The sequence below is a fragment of the Mesorhizobium sp. B2-4-18 genome (assembly GCF_006441385.1).
GTDB classification, from domain to species: domain Bacteria; phylum Pseudomonadota; class Alphaproteobacteria; order Rhizobiales; family Rhizobiaceae; genus Mesorhizobium; species Mesorhizobium australicum.
In genome coordinates, this window is record NZ_VFUW01000004.1 from 187,919 (window position 1) to 205,423 (window position 17,505).

Below are 17,505 nucleotides of genomic sequence, written 5' to 3' on the forward strand. Positions count from 1 at the left end.
TCATTGATCCGGGAAGCAATTTCGTTTGATTTTTTCAGGCCACGAGCCGATAAGCCGGGCTTCACCTGTTTCAAGGATCGAGAAGCCATGGCCGACAAGAATGCATTCGTGTGGGAAGACCCGTTCCTGATCGAGGACCAGCTTTCGGAAGACGAGCGCATGGTGCGCGATGGCGCTGCCGCCTTTGCCGCCGACAAGCTCGCGCCGCGTATCGAGGAAGCCTATCTCAACGAGACCTTCGACACGGCGATCTTCCGCGAGATGGGCGAGGCCGGCCTGCTCGGCATCAACATTCCGGAGGAGTTCGGTGGCCTCGCTGCCAGCTATGTCACCTACGGGCTGGTGGCGCGGGAAGTGGAACGCGTCGATTCCGGCTATCGCTCGATGATGTCGGTGCAGTCGTCGCTGGTGATGTACCCGATCCATGCCTATGGTTCGGACGAACAGCGCAGGAAGTACCTGCCGAAGCTTGCCAGCGGCGAATGGATTGGCTGCTTCGGTCTGACCGAGCCGGATGCCGGCTCCGACCCCGGCGGCATGAAGACCCGCGCCGAAAAGACCGCCAGCGGCTACAAGGTCTCCGGCTCCAAGATGTGGATTTCCAACGCGCCGGTCGCCGACGTGTTCGTCGTATGGGCGAAGTTGAAGGGGGAGAACGGCAAGGACGAGATCCGCGGTTTCGTGCTCGAGAAAGGCATGAAAGGGCTGTCGGCGCCGAAGATCGGCGGCAAGCTTTCGCTGCGCGCGTCGATCACCGGTGAAGTGGTGATGGAAGGCGTCGAGGTCGGCGAGGACGCGCTGCTGCCCAACGCCAAGGGCCTCGGTGGACCCTTCGGCTGCCTCAACCGGGCCCGCTACGGCATCTCCTGGGGTTCCATGGGAGCGGCGGAAGATTGCTGGCATCGCGCTCGCCAATATGGGCTTGACCGCAAGCAGTTCGGCAAGCCGCTGGCCGGCACGCAGCTCTACCAGAAGAAGCTCGCCGACATGCAGACCGAGATCGCTCTGGGGTTACAGGCCTCCTTGCGCGTCGGGCGCCTGCTCGATGAAGGCAAGATGGCGCCGGAAATGATCTCGATCGTCAAGCGCAACAATTGCGGCAAGGCGCTCGACATCGCCCGCCAGGCCCGCGACATGCATGGCGGCAACGGCATCCAGATCGGCTATCACGTCATGCGCCACGCGCAGAACCTGGAAACCGTCAACACCTACGAAGGCACGCATGACGTGCACGCGCTGATCCTGGGACGGGCGCAGACGGGGATACAGGCGTTCTTTTGAGCGACTTAAGCCGGCAAGCGGTTCTTTAATTTAGGTGCACCGCAACATCCGCTTGGAGAATGGCGGCCAGATGTGTCAGGGTTCGGCTGATGAAACGCCGATCTCCGGGGCCCCATGGCAATTCTGGCAGCCGTCTACCACCTGACCCACTATAAATACGACCGGCCGGTGGTTCTCGGGCCCCAAATCATCAGGCTGCAGCCGGCACCGCATTCCCGCACCAAGGTGTTGAGCCATTCGCTCAAGGTCGAGCCGGCGAACCACTTCGTCAATCTGCAGCAGGATCCTTACGGCAACTTCCTTGCCCGTTTCGTCTTTCCGGAGCCGGTGACGGAGCTGAAGATCGAGGTCGACCTCGTCGCCGACATGACCGTCTACAATCCGTTCGACTTCTTCGTCGAACCGTCGGCCGAGGCGTTCCCGTTCGACTATCCCGAGGAGATCCGTGACGACCTCGCCATCTACCGCACGCCGGAGCCGGCCGGGCCGCTGCTCCAGGCGTTTCTGAAAACCGTCGACCGCGGCGCGCCCAACACGGTCAATTTCCTCGTCGATCTCAATGCCCGCCTGCAGCGCGAGATCGCCTATATCGTGCGCATGGAAACCGGTGTCTTCTCGCCGGAGGAAACGCTGGCAGCGGCCAAGGGCTCCTGCCGCGATTCAAGCTGGCTCCTGGTGCAGATCCTGCGCAATCTTGGCATCGCCGCGCGCTTCGTCTCGGGCTACCTGATCCAGCTCAAGCCCGATCTTGTCGCGCTGGATGGGCCGGCCGGCACAGCGGTCGATTTCACAGACCTGCACGCCTGGTGCGAGGTCTATCTTCCTGGCGCCGGCTGGATCGGCTTCGATCCGACCTCGGGCCTGCTCACCGGCGAGAGCCATGTTCCGCTGGCCGCCACACCGCATTTCCGCAATGCGGCGCCTATTTCCGGCATGGCGAGCTTTGCCAATGTCGAGTTCGGCTTCGAGATGCGGGTCGACCGTATCGCCGAGCATCCGCGCATCACCAAGCCGTTCTCGGATGAGAGCTGGCAGGCGCTCGATGCGCTCGGCAACAAGGTCGATGCCGCGCTCGCGGCCGGCGATGTGCGGCTGACCATGGGCGGCGAGCCGACCTTCGTGTCGATCGACGATTTCGAGGCCGCCGAATGGAACACCGCCGCCGTTGGGCCAACCAAGCGCGAAAAAGCCGATGCGTTGATCCGCAGGCTGCGCGAGCGTTTCGCGCCCGGCGGTTTTCTCCACTACGGCCAAGGCAAGTGGTATCCCGGTGAAAGCCTGCCACGCTGGACGTTTTCGCTCTTTTGGCGCGCCGACGGCGAGCCGGTGTGGAGCGACCCGTCGCTGATCGCGCGGGAAGATAGTTCGGCTGATATCGGCCCGAAACAAGCCGAAAGCCTGCTGACGGCGATCGCCGGCGAACTCGGCATCGACACGTCCATGGTCAGCGAAGCCTATGAGGATCCGGCCGAATGGCTGCTCAAGGAAGGCAAGCTGCCCGACAATGTCGACCCGTCGAATTCGAAACTCGAAGATCCGGAGGAACGCAGCCGCATGGCGCGTGTCTTCGAACGCGGGCTGACCAAGCCGTCCGGATATGTGCTGCCGGTGCAACGCTGGAACAGCCAGGCCTCCGATCCGCGCTGGCGCTCGGAGAAATGGAAGACGCGGCGCGGCCGGCTGTTCCTGGTGCCGGGTGATTCCCCGGTTGGCTATCGCCTGCCGTTGGGCACGCTGCCCTATGTGCCGCCGGCGCAATTCCCCTACATCGTGCCCGTCGATCCGTCGCTGCCGCGTGGCGCTTTGCCCGTGCGCGAAGCGATCTTGCCAGCGGCCGCTCCTGCGGAACTCGAAGGCGCCGACGAAATGGCCCGTCGCCAACAGGCAGCCTCGTTCACGGCGACGACCGGCCAGCAGGAGCGCGTCGAGCAGGAGATCACCGAGATCGGCGGCGCGGTGCGCACGGCACTTTCGGTCGAACCGCGTGACGGCAGGCTGTGCGTGTTCATGCCGCCGGTCGAGGCGCTCGAGGATTATCTCGAACTCGTCGCCGCCGCCGAGAACGCGGCAAGGGCGATTGGCCTTCCCGTGCACATCGAGGGCTACGGTCCACCGCATGACCCGCGCCTCAACGTCATCCGCGTGGCACCCGATCCCGGCGTCATCGAGGTCAACATCCACCCTGCCTCGAACTGGCAGGACTGCGTGGCGACAACGACGGCGATCTACGACGAGGCGCGGCAGACGCGGCTTGGCGCCGACAAGTTCATGATCGACGGCCGCCACACCGGCACCGGAGGCGGCAACCATGTCGTGGTCGGCGGCGCCACGCCCAATGACAGCCCATTCCTGCGCCGGCCCGACCTGCTGAAGAGCCTGGTGCTGCAATGGCAGCGGCATCCCTCGCTGTCCTATCTGTTCTCCGGCCTGTTCATCGGCCCGACCAGCCAGGCGCCGCGCTTCGACGAGGCGCGCCACGACTCTCTTTACGAGCTTGAAATCGCGATGGCGCAGGTGCCGCATCCCGACCAGGGTGCCGCACCCTTGCCGTGGCTGGTCGACCGGTTGTTCCGCAACCTGTTGACCGACGTCACCGGCAATACGCATCGCTCGGAAATCTGCATCGACAAGCTGTTTTCCCCGGATGGTCCGACTGGCCGGCTTGGCCTTGTCGAATTCCGCGGATTCGAGATGCCGCCCAATGCGCGCATGTCTCTGGCGCAGCAATTGCTGGTGCGGGCCATCATCGCCCGCGCGTGGAAGAACCCGCTCGACGGGCGCTTCGCGCGCTGGGGCACCTCGCTGCATGATCGCTTCATGCTGCCGCACCATGTCTGGGCGGACTTTCTCGACGTGCTCGACGACCTCAAGCTCAATGGTTTCGAATTCCGGCCCGAATGGTTCGATGCCCAGCTCGAATTCCGCTTTCCCTTCTGCGGTGAGGTGCAGCATGCCGGTATCAAGCTGGAGCTCAGGCAAGCGCTGGAACCATGGCACGTGATGGGCGAGCAGGGCGCGATCGGCGGCACCGTGCGCTTCGTCGATTCATCGGTCGAACGGCTGCAGGTCAGGACCGAAGGCCTCAACCCGGAGCGTCATGCGATCGTCTGCAACGGCCGCATCGTGCCGATGAGGATTACCGACAACAGAGAGGTCGCGGTGGCCGGCGTGCGCTTCAAGGCCTGGCAGCCGGCCTCGGGCCTGCATCCGGCGCTGCCGGTCAACACGCCGCTGGTGTTCGACATCTATGACCGCTGGTCCGGCCGGGCAATCGGCGGCTGCGTCTACCATGTCGCGCATCCCGGCGGGCGCAGCTACGACACTTTCCCCGTCAACGGCAACGAGGCGGAGGCACGGCGGCTCGCCCGCTTCGAACCGCGCGGCCACACACCCTCGGGCTATGTGTTGCGCGAGGAACAGCCGGCGGAAGATTTCCCGATGACCCTTGACCTCAGGCGTCCACCAAGACTGTGATCTGACATGGCAAAGGGGAATCACAAAAGGGTGCGCGGCAAGCCGCAGGCCCATAGCCTGCTGGAGCACTACCAGCCGATCGACGGCGTCGTCGACGAGATGGTCGACGCGTCAGGCAATCCCCGTCCGGTCTGGAAGCATTTTGTCGAAGCGCTGGACGAACTCGGGGCCGAAAAGCTCGGCCAGCGCTTCGCCCGCGCCGACCAGTATCTGCGCGATGCCGGTGTCTACTACCGCGTCTACGACAAGGCGGGCGCCAACGAGCGCGAATGGCCGCTGGCGCATATTCCCTTGCTCATCGAGGACAGCGAGTGGCAGGCGGTCAGCGCCGGCTTGGTGCAGCGCGCCGAACTGTTCGAGGAAATTGTTGCCGATATCCACGGGCCGAACCGGCTGGTCGAAAAAGGTATCCTGCCGGCAGGACTGATCGCGGCGAGCCCTGAATATTTGCGGCCCGTGGTCGGCACCAGGCCGGCCGGAGGGCATTTCCTGCACTTCTGCGCCTTCGAACTCGGCCGCGGTCCGGACGGCCGCTGGTGGGTGCTGGGCGACCGTACCCAGGCGCCTTCGGGCGCCGGCTTCGCGCTGGAAAACCGGGTCGCCACCACGCGCGCTTTGTCCGACATCTATGGCGAGATGCATGTGCACCGGCTCGCCGGCTTCTTCCGCCGCTTTCGCGATGCGCTGATCGGCATGGCAAAGGAGAGCGACGGCCGCGTCGCCATCCTGACGCCGGGGCCACTCAACGAGACCTATTACGAACACGCCTATATCGCCCGCTACCTCGGCATCATGCTGCTCGAAGGCGAGGACCTGACCGTTTCCGGCGGCAGGCTGATGGTGCGGACCGTGTCCGGCCTGATGCCCATCAGCGTGCTGTGGCGGCGGCTCGATGCCGCCTTCGCCGATCCGCTCGAGCTGCGCCCGGATTCGCAGATCGGTACGCCGGGGCTGGTCGAGGCGATCCGGCAAGGCTCGGTGTCCACCGTCAATGCGCTGGGCTCGGGCCTGATGGAGACGCGCGCGCTGCTCGCCTTTCTGCCCAAGATCGCGCGCGAATTGTGGGGCGAGGAGCTGCTTTTGCCCAGTGTGGCGACATGGTGGTGCGGGCAGGAGACGGAGCGCGCCCATGTGCTCGCCAATATCGACCGCATGGTGGTCGGCCCGGCGCTGTCGACAAGACTTGCCTTCGAAGATGACGGACAGACGAAGCTCGGCTCGGCGCTGTCGGTCGGGGAGCGGGCGGAACTGGTGGCGCGCATCGAACGCGACGGCGAGGCCTTCGTCGGCCAGGAGGCGGTGACGCTTTCGACGACGCCGGTCTATGTCGGCGGCTGGCTGGAACCGCGGCCGGCGAGCCTGCGCGTCTATCTGGCGCGTACGCCCGAGGGCTGGACGGTGATGCCGGGCGGGTTTGCGCGCGTCGGCCTATCGCTCGACCCGACGGCGATCGCCATGCAGCGCGGCGGCCAGGCGGCTGATGTCTGGGTGGTCAGCGACAGACCCGTGGAGCGCGAGACGCTGCTGCCGCAGGAGAGCGACAGCTTCAACCGGACGAGGCCCGGTAGCCTGCCCAGCCGCGCGGCGGAAAACCTGACCTGGCTCGGCCGCTACATCGAACGCTCGGAAGACACGGTGCGTATCCTGCGCGCCTATCACGTGCGGCTCGCCGAAACGTCCGATCCGGACATGCCGCTGCTGGCCGATATCAGGGATTATCTCGAACCGTTCGGCATCGATGTCGAAACGGCGATCCCGCCAGGGCTGATCGGCACGCTCGACAGCGCGGTGTACAGCGCCGGCCAGATCCGCGATCGTTTCTCGCCGGATGGCTGGCTGGCGCTCAAGGATTTGTCAAAAACGATCCATCAGTTCGCCACAACCGTGGCGCCCGGCGACGATGCGACGCGGGCCATGACCGTGATCCTGCGCAAGCTTGCCGGATTCTCGGGCCTTTTGCATGAGAACATGTACCGCTTCGCTGGCTGGCGTTTCCTCGAGATCGGCCGGCGGCTGGAGCGCGGCATCCAGATCGCCAGCACTCTGGCCCGACTGACCAGCAGCAAGGCGCCGGACGGGGCGCTGGACATGATGCTGGAGATCGGCGACAGCGTGATGACCCATCGACGGCAATATCCGGTGCAGGCCGGCCGGCGCACGGTGATCGATCTCCTGGCGCTCGATCCGCTCAATCCACGCTCCATCCTGTTCCAATTGGAGAGGCTGAAAGCCGAGATAGGGCTGTTGCCGGCGACCGGCGGCGAGGGGCACATGTCGGCGGCGGCCAAGGAAATCCTGCAGCTCAACACGTCCATCGCCATCAAGGAGCCGGCAGACATGACGGTGAGGGCGTTGAACGATCTCGCGGGCGAAATAGGCGGGCTCTACAGCAGCCTCGCCAAAGCCTATTTCGGCTAGAAAGAGATGGCCATGCTGTACGACATCAGGCTTCTGCTCCACTACGACTATGCTGCCGCTGCTGGCGGCGGACGCCATCAGGTGCGCGTGCTGCCGTCGACCATTGACGGTGTGCAGCGTGTCATCGCCGCTTCGCTTTCTTTTTCACCGGCACCCAACGAACGGTCGGATTTTTCCGATTTCTTCGGCAACAATGTCACTTCGATCGCGTTTCGCGACGCCCATGACACGCTCGACATCAGGATGAGCGCGCGTGTGTCGGTGGCGCGGCCCGAGCCGGGGCTCGACGTGTCGCCCGATCTCCGCCGCCTTCGACAGGAGCTGGCCGCCGTGCGGTCGCTTGCGCCGGCCTCGCCGCACCATTTCCTGGCCGCCAGCAGCCATGCGGGCATCGATGCCGCGATCACCGCATTCGCGCGAGACAGCATCGGAAACTCGGCCGCAGGGACGGCGATGAACCTGTGCAATCGCATCCATCGCGATTTCACATACGATGACGAGGCGACCACGGTGCGGACCCGGGCCAGCGACGCCTTCCAGCTGAAGCGGGGCGTCTGTCAGGATTTCTCCCACATCATGATCGCCGGCTTACGCGGGCTTGGCATTCCGGCCGGCTATGTCAGCGGCTTCCTGCGCACCATTCCGCCCAAAGGCAAGCCCCGGCTGGAAGGCGCGGATGCCATGCATGCCTGGGTCAAGGTCTGGTGCGGGCGTGATGCCGGCTGGCAGGAGTTCGATCCGACCAATGGCATGCGGGCCTCCAACGACCATATCACCGTTGGTTACGGGCGCGACTATTCGGATGTGGCGCCCATCGTCGGCGTGCTGAAGACGACTGGCGGACAGGTCGGCGACCAGGCGGTCGACGTCATCCCGGTCGTGCTCGAAAAGGCGTGAAACGGGGCGCACTAACTTGCCCGGCGCCGCGAGTTCTCACAAGGATGGAGCAGACTTCTCAGACATCGATGCGGTCACTAGAGCAGCTCACCGGTTCACGGAAAAGGCAAGCCGATCCAAGTCTTTGATTTCGCGCAATTCCGGACGGAAAAGCCGTTTCACATTTTTCCTGTAGGTGCTTAGTCTGTATTCGCCTTAGGGGAGAATAGTCTTAGGCTGCCGCGCACAGGCATGAGGTTTGTCATTGAAAGCTGTCAGCGTCGTCATACCCGCCTACAATGCGGCGGCAACGATCGCTAAGACGCTGGCCTCGCTTGGCGGAGAGGCCGGGTTCATCGGCGAGGTCCTGCTGGTCGACGATCAATCGACCGATGGCACGGCCGATGCAGCCCGGCAGGCCGCGGTGCAATCATCCCTGCCCTTGCGTGTGCTGCCCGCCAGTTGCCGCGACGCCGGCGGCGCCCGTAACCTGGCGCTCGACGAGGCAGCCCATCCGTGGGTCTACCTGATCGACGCCGACGACCTGCACCTTCAGGGCGGCTTAAGCTCCTTGCTGTCGCAGGCGGAAAACCAGCCCAAGGCCGACATGATCGTCGGTGCCTTCCGGCGCAGGGTGAACGGCCAGGATCGGCAGATCAAGGTGCCAAACGGCTACACCGCTGCCTGCCTCACCAACGCCTCCGCCTACGTGAAGGGGGATATACGCTCGGTGGCGGTGGGCAGCGTGCTGGCTTCCCGGCGTCTCATCGGCGAGACCCGGTTCCCCGTCGGGCTCGCCTTCGACGAGGACACGCTGTTCTGGGCGCGGCTGATGAGCAAGGCGTCGCTGGTCATGATTCAGCGCCCCGTCATGATCTACGAAGTTTCAGCGGAGCGTTCGGACGATCGCTTCACGGTCAACCCGGTGCGGCGCTTCCTGGACTGGCGCCGGGAGCTGCGTACGCTCACCGATTGCGGCATCCCGATTTCGGCACTGAAAGCCAGGGAGGGCCTCGTCGCGCTCAAGATCGCCCGTGTCCATTATGCGCGAGGCGACCTGGACATGGCCGCGCGCTTTCTCGCAATAGCCTCAGTGGCGCCGAAGCGGCGCTCGGAAGCCTGGCGCTGCCTGCGCTACAAATTCAAGCTCGCGGCGCGCCGCCGGCTGTCCCTTCCGCCGACACAGATGCAGCGCGCATTGTAGGCCTGACCGCCGCCACCGGGATTGCCTTGTTTCCAGGCGGGGTGTGGAACCAGCGGTCAGCCCGCAGCTTATCTACGCATATTTCGTGTGGAGCTTACATGCTGCAGAGAACCGGATCGTCGCGGAGCCGATTGGCCGACGGTGATAGCGTACCCAAGAATGGAGCACAGATTTCCGCCAGGGATGCCGCGCTGACCTATGTCAGCGATGCCGAGCCCGGCATCCGCCGGCTGAAGGCAGGCAAGGGATTCGCTTACAAGGCACCGGACGGGAAAGCGGTCTCCGATGCCGACAGAGCGCGCATCGCGGCGATCGTCATACCGCCGGCCTGGACCGATGTCTGGATTTCGCCCGATCCGAACGGGCATATCCAGGCGACCGGGAGGGATCAGCGGGGGCGCAAGCAGTATCGCTATCATCCGCAATGGGCCGAGGAGCGCGACGGCGCCAAATATTCGAGCCTCGTGGCTTTCGCCGAAAGCCTGCCGGACCTTCGGCGCAGGATCGACAGCGACCTGCGTCGTCACGGCCTGCCGCTCGAACGCGTCGCCGCCGCGGTGGTCTGGCTGCTCGACAACACGATGATCCGCGTCGGCAATGCCGCCTATGCCCGCGACAACAAGAGCTTCGGCCTGACGACTTTGCGGGACCGGCATGTCGATATCAAGGGATCGAGCCTGCGCTTCGCCTTCAAGGGCAAGTCCGGCAAGGAATGGAAATTGAAGCTGGTTGACCGCCGGATCGCGGGGATCGTTCGGGGCGCGCAGGACCTGCCGGGCCAGAAACTGTTCCAGTATCTCGACGAGGACGGCAACAGACGCCCTGTCCGCTCCGACGACGTGAACCACTATATCCGCGAAGCGGTCGGCGACGCGTTCAGTTCGAAGCACTTCCGCACATGGGGTGGCACCATCCACGCCGCGTCGCTGTTTGCACAGACGGAACTGCCTGAGAGCCAGGCACAGCAAAAACGGGTGATGAACAGCGTCATCGACAAGGTGGCCGAACGGCTGGGGAATACGCGCGCGGTCTGCCGCCAATGCTATATCCATCCGCAGGTCTTCGAGGCCTGGAGCGAAGGACGACTGCTTGCCGAAATGGCGGAAGCCAACAAGCGCAAGCGGTCCATCGAAGGCCTCGATGAGGAGGAAGCGCTCGTGTTGAGATGGTTGAAGACGCAGGAGGACCGATCGGCGGCAATCGGCGGCCGCTGAATCCGCGGCGTCTCGATTTTTTTATCGACGCCATGTCGGCATCGGCCCTACTGTTTCGTCCTTTGCTACAGAAAGGACCGTCCATGCTCTACGCCATCCTCTGCTACGCCTCCGAAGATGTCGTCTGTTCCTGGAGCAAGGAACAGGACGACAAGGTCATGGCCGACCTGCTCGGCGTTCAGGAGAAGTATGCCAACGCCGGCCGGCTTGGGCCCGTGGCGCGGCTTTTGCCGACGACGGCGGCAACGACGCTGCGGAAAGTGAAAGGTGAATCGCTGGTCATCGACGGGCCGTTCGCCGAGACCAAGGAACAGTTCCTCGGTTTCTACACGCTCGATTGCGCCGACCTCGACGAGGCCGTCGAATTCGCCCGTGAGCTCTCCGAGGTCAACCCAAGCGGCGGTTCCTACGAAATCCGCCCTGTATCGGTGTTCCATCCGACCAGGGTTCCGGCATGACCGAACTCGCCTGGATAAGCTCCGCGATCAGCGCTGCCCGTCCACAAGCGATGGGCGCGCTGCTGCGCTATTTCCGCGATCTCGACACGGCGGAGGAAGCTTTCCAGGACGCCTGCCTCAAGGCGCTGAAGAACTGGCCGCAAAACGGGCCGCCTCGCGATCCGGCGGCCTGGTTGATCTTCGTCGGCCGCAACAGCGGCATCGACGCTGTGCGCAAGCGTGCCAAGCAGGCGCCGATGCCGGAAGAGGACCAGGTTTCCGATCTGGAGGACGCCGAAAGCGACATCGCCGAGCGGCTGGACGGAGCGCATTACCGCGACGACATATTGCGGCTGCTGTTCATTTGCTGTCACCCTGATTTGCCCGCAACGCAGCAGATCGCGGTGGCGCTGCGCGTCGTCTCCGGCCTCACCGTCAAGCAGATCGCGCGCGCCTTCCTGGTCGGCGAGAGCGCGATGGAGCAGCGCATCACCCGCGCCAAGGCGCGCATCGCGGACGCTGGCGTGCCGTTCGAGACGCCGGGCGCGGTCGAGCGCTCCGAGCGGCTCGCTGCGGTCGCGTCCATGGTCTACCTGATCTTCAACGAGGGCTATTCGACCAACAGCGGCGAGGCGCCGGCTCGCGCGCCCTTGTGCGAGGAAGCGATCCGACTTGCCCGGCTGCTGCTGCGGCTGTTCCAGACCGAGCCGGAGATCATGGGGCTGACGGCGCTGCTTCTGCTGCAGCACGCACGCGCACCGGCACGTTTTGACGATGATGGCGAGATCGTGCTGCTCGAGGACCAGGATCGAAGCCTGTGGAGCCGCAAGATGATCGACGAAGGGCTGGCGCTCGTCGACAAGGCGCTGCGCCATCGCAAGCCAGGTCCCTATCAAGTCCAGGCGGCGATCGCAGCGCTCCACGCGCGGGCCGAGAAAGCCGAGGACACCGACTGGGTGGAGATCGACCTGCTCTATGGCCTGCTCGAGCAGATGCAGCCGTCGCCGGTCATCACGCTCAACCGTGCGGTCGCGGTCGCCAAGGTGCGCGGACCGGAGGCGGCGCTGGCGATGATCGAGCCGCTCGAGCCGAGGCTTTCGGGCTATTTCCATTTCTTCGGCCTCAAGGGCGGGCTGTTGATGCAACTCGACCGGGGCGAGGAGGCACGCATTGCCTTCGACCGCGCCATCGCGCTCGCCAATACGGCGGCGGAAGCTGCCCATATCCGCATGCATATCGACCGTCTGATCAAGGACGGCGCCGTACGCACGCCGGCGAAGAAAGCAAACTGAAAGCCTCTGCCCGTTCTGCCTGGCTCAATCGTGCAGCCCGGGCTTGGACCATGCCGGGGTGGCGATTCTCTCCTGAAACAGGTAATGGCACGCCATGACAGCCCCTTCCAGCCGCGACGGCGCCGGGAAGGCATGGCGCAAGGCGTTGACCCGCGCCCTATGAGCGGCGGGATTCTGAAAGGGACAGAAATGACGATAGCGAAGGAAACGGGCGAGCTTCTGGCGAAACTGGGCGTGGCCAAGGAGGCGCTTGACGGCGGCGACCTGATCGTGCGCAGTCCGGTGACGGGTGAGCGGATCGCGGCGCTGAAGACGATCTCGCCGGCCGACGCGGCAAAGACCATCGATGCGGCCCACAAGGCGTTCCAGTCCTGGCGGCTGGTGCCGGGTCCCAAGCGCGGCGAACTGGTGCGGCTGCTGGGCGAGGAACTGCGCACGCACAAGGCCGAGCTTGGCCGGCTGGTGTCGATCGAGGTCGGCAAGATCCCGTCCGAAGGGCTCGGCGAAGTGCAGGAGATGATCGACATCTGCGATTTCGCCGTTGGTCTGTCCCGGCAATTGTACGGCCTGACCATCGCCACCGAGCGTCCGGGCCACCGCATGATGGAAACCTGGCATCCGCTTGGCGTCGTCGGTGTCATCTCCGCATTCAACTTCCCGGTCGCGGTGTGGTCGTGGAATGCCGCACTGGCGCTGGTTTGCGGCGATGCAGTGGTATGGAAGCCGTCGGAGAAGACGCCGCTGACCGCGCTTGCCTGCGAGGCGATCTTCAAGCGTGCGGTCAAGCGTTTCGGCACCGACGCACCGCAAGGCCTGGCACCGGTTCTGATCGGCGACCGTGCGGTCGGCGAAATCCTGGTCGACCATCCCAGGGTGCCGCTGGTCTCGGCCACCGGTTCGACTCGCATGGGCCGGGATGTCGGTCCGCGCCTGGCCAAGCGTTTCGCCCGCGCCGTGCTGGAACTGGGCGGCAACAATGCCGGCATCGTCTGCCCGACGGCCGATCTCGACATGGCGCTGCGCGCCATCGCCTTCGGCGCCATGGGCACCGCCGGCCAGCGCTGCACGACGCTGCGCCGCCTGTTCGTCCATGACAGCGTCTACGACGCCTTGGTGCCGCGGCTGAAGAAGGCTTATCAGAGCGTCTCGGTCGGCAATCCGCTGGAGACCTCGTCACTGGTCGGTCCGCTGATCGACAAGGCCGCCTTCGACGCCATGCAGAAGGCGCTGACGGAGGCGGCCGCGCATGGCGGCAAGGTGACTGGCGGCAGCCGGGTCGAGAACGGCCATCCCGATGCCTATTATGTGCACCCGGCGCTGGTCGAAATGCCGAAGCAGGTTGTACCGGTGACGGAAGAGACCTTCGCGCCGATCCTCTATGTGATGAAGTATTCCGATTTCGACGCCGTGCTCGACGAGCATAACGCGGTCGGCGCCGGCCTGTCGTCGTCGATCTTCACCCGCGACCTGCAGGAATCCGAGCGCTTCCTCGGTGTCGACGGTTCGGATTGCGGCATCGCTAACGTCAATATCGGTACTTCCGGCGCGGAGATCGGGGGCGCTTTCGGTGGCGAAAAGGAAACCGGCGGCGGCCGCGAGAGCGGTTCAGATGCGTGGAAAGCCTATATGCGGCGCGCCACCAACACCGTGAACTATTCCAAGGCGCTGCCGCTCGCCCAGGGCGTCTCGTTCGACATCGATTGAGAACGCCGGCCCGGTTCGGGTGTCGTTGCGCACCCGAACCGTTTGCGACCGGAGATTGATTGCTGAGTGCAGTTATGCTACCATCTTTCGCATGGTGCCGACATGCGCCGATGACCCGCCGCAAGGCGGGTTTTTTATTTCACGGTTCTTGTGTTTGGCTGGTTGTCGCCAACAGGCAGGTGACGCTGGCGACGCGGTTAAACCGCTCTACGGCATGTCGCGGCGAATAGGATTCGCCCGACCTGCTGTAAGCCTCTGATTTATGCAGGTCGTTGTCCCGGAGCCGGGTGCCATCCATTAAGTCCCTGTTTTGACGCGATTCCGGGCGGAAACATACCCTTCCTGGAAGCGCTTTGGAAACGGCCAAAAAGCACGCGCAGGTTGACAACCTTCCGGTTGCTGCAACATCCTGCCGATCTTTGACTCGGAGGTAGTTATGACTGTTTCGATCAACCGCCGCACCTTTTCCATGGGCACAGGAGCTTTGGCTTTGGCCGCCGCCGGCCTTTCGCCGGCGCACGCGCAGCAGGCTTTTTTCCGCATCGGCACGGGTGGAACGTCCGGCACTTACTATCCGGTGGGTGGCCTGATCGCCAACGCCATCTCGGCAACGGGGCCGGCCGGCGTCGAAGGCCTGGTCGCCACCGCCACGTCCTCCAACGGGTCGGTCGCCAACATCAGCGCCATCCAGTCGGGTGCATCCGAATCAGGGTTTACGCAATCCGATGTCGCCTACTGGGCATATTCGGGCACTGGCCTCTATGAGGGCAAGCCCAAGGCCGATGACCTGCGCCTCATCGCGACGCTCTATCCCGAAACGATCCATCTGGTCGCCCGAGCGGATGCTGGCATCAAGACGGTGGCGGACCTGAAGGGCAAGCGCGTTTCCCTCGACGAGCCGGGCTCAGGGACCATTGTCGACGCGCGCCTCGTGCTCGGCGCATACGGGCTGACGGAGAAAGATGTGCAGCCCGAATACCTCAAGCCCGGTCCGGCCGGCGAGCGGCTCCAGGATGGCGCCATGGACGCCTATTTCTTCGTCGGCGGCTATCCGACCGGCGCCATCGTCGAACTTGCCAGCACCAACAACATCACCCTGGTTCCAATCACCGGCCCCGAAGCCGACAAGCTCCTGTCCGAGCAGAAGTTCTTCTCCGCCGACACTGTGCCGGAAGGCACCTACAAGAATGTCGGCGAGACCAAGACCATATCCGTCGCCGCGCAATGGGTGACCAGCGCCAAGCAGACCGACGACCTCGTCTACAAGATCGTCAAATCGCTTTACAGCGACGCGACCCAGAAGGCGCTGCAGGCCGGCCATGCCAAGGGCAAGCTGATCACGCTCCAGAACGCGGTCACCAGCGCAGGCATTCCGTTTCATCCCGGTGCGGAGAAATTCTACAAGGAAGTCGGCGCCCTGAAGTAGGAGCTACCAGCGCGTAGGACCGATGGACGACAGCGAGGCGGGAGGCGTGCTTTCCGCCTCTTTTGCCTGGAAACTCAGGACACGGAACCGGCCATGAGCGACGATGACAAAATCACGCTTTCCGCGATGGAGTTCGATGAGGAGAAAGCTCGCGAACTGGAGGAGAAATTCGACTCCGAAATCCGATTCCGGCCATTGACCCAGGCCGCGGGCTGGCTGGTCGGCTTCCTCCTGGTGGCGCTGTCGCTGTTTCACTACTACACCGCCGGCTTCGGATTGCTGCAGGAGATGCTGCACCGAGGCATCCATCTGTCGATGGTGCTGGCGCTGATCTTCCTCGTCTTCCCGCTGGTGAAGAAGGGTTACGACCAGCCCGCGCAATCCAGCTTCCTGCGGCCGCTTGGCATACCGCTTTTCGACTGGCTGCTGGCGCTCGCCGCCGTGGTGGCCGTGCTGCACGTGCCGATGATCCCGCTCGACGATCTTGCCTTCCGCGTCGGCAACCCCACGACGCTCGATGTGGTGTTGGGCGTTATCCTGATCCTGCTTCTCCTGGAAGCGACGCGCCGCTCCGTCGGCATCCCGCTGCCGATCATCGCGTGCATCTTCATGGCCTACGCACTGTTTGGGCGGTACATGCCGAGCATTCTGGTGCACCCCGGCGCGTCCGTTTCCCAGCTTGTCGATCACCTCTATCTGACGACGCAGGGAATCTACGGCATCGCGCTCGGCGTCGTCGCCACCTACGTCTTCCATTTCGTGCTGTTCGGCGTCTTCGCAACCCGCATAGGCCTCGGCCAGCTCTTCCTCGACTGTGCCGCCTGGGTCGCCGGCCGCTACGCCGGCGGTCCCGCGAAGGTATCGATCTTCGGCTCGGCATTGTTCGGCATGATCTCCGGCTCGTCGGTCGCCAACACCGTCACCGTCGGCTCGCTGACCATCCCGGCGATGATCAAGCTCGGCTACAAGAAACATTTCGCCGCGGCGGTGGAGGCGGCGTCCTCGACCGGCGGTCAGGTCACGCCGCCGATCATGGGCGCGGCCGCCTTCCTGATGATCGAATTCCTCGAACTGCCCTACACGACCATCATTCTGGCCGCCATCGTGCCTGCCTTCATGCATTTCTTCGGCGTGTTCATGCAGGTGCATTTCGAGGCCAAGCGCACCGGCCTCAGGGGGCTCAGGCCGGACGAGATGCCCGACGTCGTCGAGGCGCTGAAGCGGGACTGGCCGACGATCATCCCGCTCGTCGTCCTCATCGGCGTCCTGCTCTCGGGCTACACGCCCTACATGGCCGCCTTCTGGGGCATCACGCTCTGCATCGCCGTCGGCTTGCTCAATCCGCGCCGTCGCATGTCGGTTGCCGACATCGCAGTATGCCTGCGCGACGGCGCCAAATATGCGCTCGCCGTCGGTGCCGCGGCCGGCACCGTCGGCATCGTCGTCGGCGTCGTCACCCTGACCGGCGTCGGCTTCAAGCTATCCTACATCGTCACCTCGACGGCAGGCCAGTTGTCGCTCCTGTTCGGCACCTTCATCCCCGAGTCGATCTTCTCGGCCCAGAGCCTGACGCTGCTGTTCACCCTGCTCATGACCGGCGTGGTCTGCATCCTGATGGGCTGCGGCATCCCGACGACGGCCAATTACATCATCATGGTGACCATCGCGGCACCCGCGCTGGTCATGCTGGGCACCGAACCGATCGTCGCCCACTTCTTCGTCTTCTATTACGGCCTGCTGGCCGACATCACGCCACCGGTGGCGCTGGCCGCCTATGCGGCGGCCGGCATGGCGGGGGCGGACCCGTTCAAGACAGGCAACACCGCCTTCCGGTTAGGGTTGGGCAAGGCGCTGGTTCCTTTCGTGTTCGTCTTCTCGCCGTCCCTGCTGCTGGTGACAAAGGACTTCACCTGGCCGAATTTCTTCCTGGCCTTTGGCGGCTGCGTGCTTGGTATCACCTGCCTCGGGGCCGCCCTGTCGCGCTATCTGCTGGTGCGAACGCGCCCATGGGAGAACGTGCTCCTGGTATTTGCCGCCCTGCTGCTGGTGGCGCCCGAGCTCTATTCCTCGCTGCTCGGCCTGGCGCTCGTCGTTCCCGTCGTGCTGCGCCATTGGAGCGCACGCCATACCGAAGAGGCGCAACCAGTCTGACCGGCGCCGCGCCCGCGCGATCGACGCT

Annotated in this window: 11 protein-coding genes; all 11 read left to right on the forward strand. The window is 64.4% G+C overall.

The window, feature by feature from the left end:
* Positions 1 to 87 precede the first annotated feature (87 nt).
* Positions 88 to 1,281, forward strand: a complete 1,194-nt coding sequence (locus tag FJ527_RS11575) for an acyl-CoA dehydrogenase (protein ID WP_140823158.1) — start codon at positions 88 to 90, stop codon at positions 1,279 to 1,281.
* Between the two features lie 114 nt (positions 1,282 to 1,395).
* Complete coding sequence (locus FJ527_RS11580; protein ID WP_140823159.1) at positions 1,396 to 4,755, forward strand: transglutaminase family protein; 3,360 nt, start codon at positions 1,396 to 1,398, stop codon at positions 4,753 to 4,755.
* A 6-nt stretch (positions 4,756 to 4,761) separates the two neighbouring features.
* On the forward strand, positions 4,762 to 7,173 hold the full coding sequence (locus tag FJ527_RS11585; protein WP_140792786.1) for a circularly permuted type 2 ATP-grasp protein: 2,412 nt from the start codon (positions 4,762 to 4,764) through the stop codon (positions 7,171 to 7,173).
* 12 nt (positions 7,174 to 7,185) lie between these two features.
* Positions 7,186 to 8,070 (forward strand): transglutaminase family protein, encoded by an 885-nt coding sequence (locus FJ527_RS11590; protein WP_140823160.1) that lies wholly within the window; start codon positions 7,186 to 7,188, stop codon positions 8,068 to 8,070.
* 244 nt (positions 8,071 to 8,314) lie between these two features.
* Positions 8,315 to 9,253 (forward strand): glycosyltransferase family A protein, encoded by a 939-nt coding sequence (locus FJ527_RS11595; RefSeq protein ID WP_140619495.1) that lies wholly within the window; start codon positions 8,315 to 8,317, stop codon positions 9,251 to 9,253.
* A gap of 98 nt (positions 9,254 to 9,351) precedes the next feature.
* Positions 9,352 to 10,467 carry a DNA topoisomerase IB gene (locus FJ527_RS11600; RefSeq protein ID WP_140823161.1) on the forward strand — a complete coding sequence of 372 codons (1,116 nt, stop codon included), beginning with the start codon at positions 9,352 to 9,354 and terminating at the stop codon, positions 10,465 to 10,467.
* Between the two features lie 83 nt (positions 10,468 to 10,550).
* Complete coding sequence (locus tag FJ527_RS11605) at positions 10,551 to 10,925, forward strand: YciI family protein (protein ID WP_015315946.1); 375 nt, start codon at positions 10,551 to 10,553, stop codon at positions 10,923 to 10,925.
* Positions 10,922 to 12,196, forward strand: coding sequence for an RNA polymerase sigma factor (locus FJ527_RS11610; RefSeq protein ID WP_015315947.1), 1,275 nt, complete (start codon positions 10,922 to 10,924; stop codon positions 12,194 to 12,196). The genes FJ527_RS11605 and FJ527_RS11610 overlap by 4 nt, the downstream gene beginning before the upstream one ends.
* Positions 12,197 to 12,385: 189 nt before the next feature.
* Positions 12,386 to 13,900: an aldehyde dehydrogenase family protein gene (locus FJ527_RS11615; RefSeq protein WP_140823162.1), complete on the forward strand. Its 1,515-nt coding sequence runs from the start codon at positions 12,386 to 12,388 to the stop codon at positions 13,898 to 13,900.
* A 436-nt stretch (positions 13,901 to 14,336) separates the two neighbouring features.
* Complete coding sequence (locus FJ527_RS11620; protein ID WP_140721502.1) at positions 14,337 to 15,326, forward strand: TAXI family TRAP transporter solute-binding subunit; 990 nt, start codon at positions 14,337 to 14,339, stop codon at positions 15,324 to 15,326.
* Between the two features lie 93 nt (positions 15,327 to 15,419).
* Positions 15,420 to 17,477 carry a TRAP transporter permease gene (locus tag FJ527_RS11625; RefSeq protein WP_140823163.1) on the forward strand — a complete coding sequence of 686 codons (2,058 nt, stop codon included), beginning with the start codon at positions 15,420 to 15,422 and terminating at the stop codon, positions 17,475 to 17,477.
* Positions 17,478 to 17,505: the final 28 nt, after the last annotated feature.

Bases quoted from the DNA above. Each gene is read 5' to 3' on its own strand.
- FJ527_RS11590 (WP_140823160.1), top strand. From the start codon at position 7,186: ATGCTGTACGACATCAGGCTTCTGCTCCACTACGACTATGCTGCCGCT.
- FJ527_RS11605 (WP_015315946.1), top strand. From the start codon at position 10,551: ATGCTCTACGCCATCCTCTGCTACGCCTCCGAAGATGTCGTCTGTTCC.
- FJ527_RS11620 (WP_140721502.1), top strand. From the start codon at position 14,337: ATGACTGTTTCGATCAACCGCCGCACCTTTTCCATGGGCACAGGAGCT.
- FJ527_RS11610 (WP_015315947.1), top strand. From the start codon at position 10,922: ATGACCGAACTCGCCTGGATAAGCTCCGCGATCAGCGCTGCCCGTCCA.
- FJ527_RS11615 (WP_140823162.1), top strand. From the start codon at position 12,386: ATGACGATAGCGAAGGAAACGGGCGAGCTTCTGGCGAAACTGGGCGTG.
- FJ527_RS11625 (WP_140823163.1), top strand. From the start codon at position 15,420: ATGAGCGACGATGACAAAATCACGCTTTCCGCGATGGAGTTCGATGAG.
- FJ527_RS11575 (WP_140823158.1), top strand. From the start codon at position 88: ATGGCCGACAAGAATGCATTCGTGTGGGAAGACCCGTTCCTGATCGAG.
- FJ527_RS11585 (WP_140792786.1), top strand. From the start codon at position 4,762: ATGGCAAAGGGGAATCACAAAAGGGTGCGCGGCAAGCCGCAGGCCCAT.
- FJ527_RS11600 (WP_140823161.1), top strand. From the start codon at position 9,352: ATGCTGCAGAGAACCGGATCGTCGCGGAGCCGATTGGCCGACGGTGAT.
- FJ527_RS11580 (WP_140823159.1), top strand. From the start codon at position 1,396: ATGGCAATTCTGGCAGCCGTCTACCACCTGACCCACTATAAATACGAC.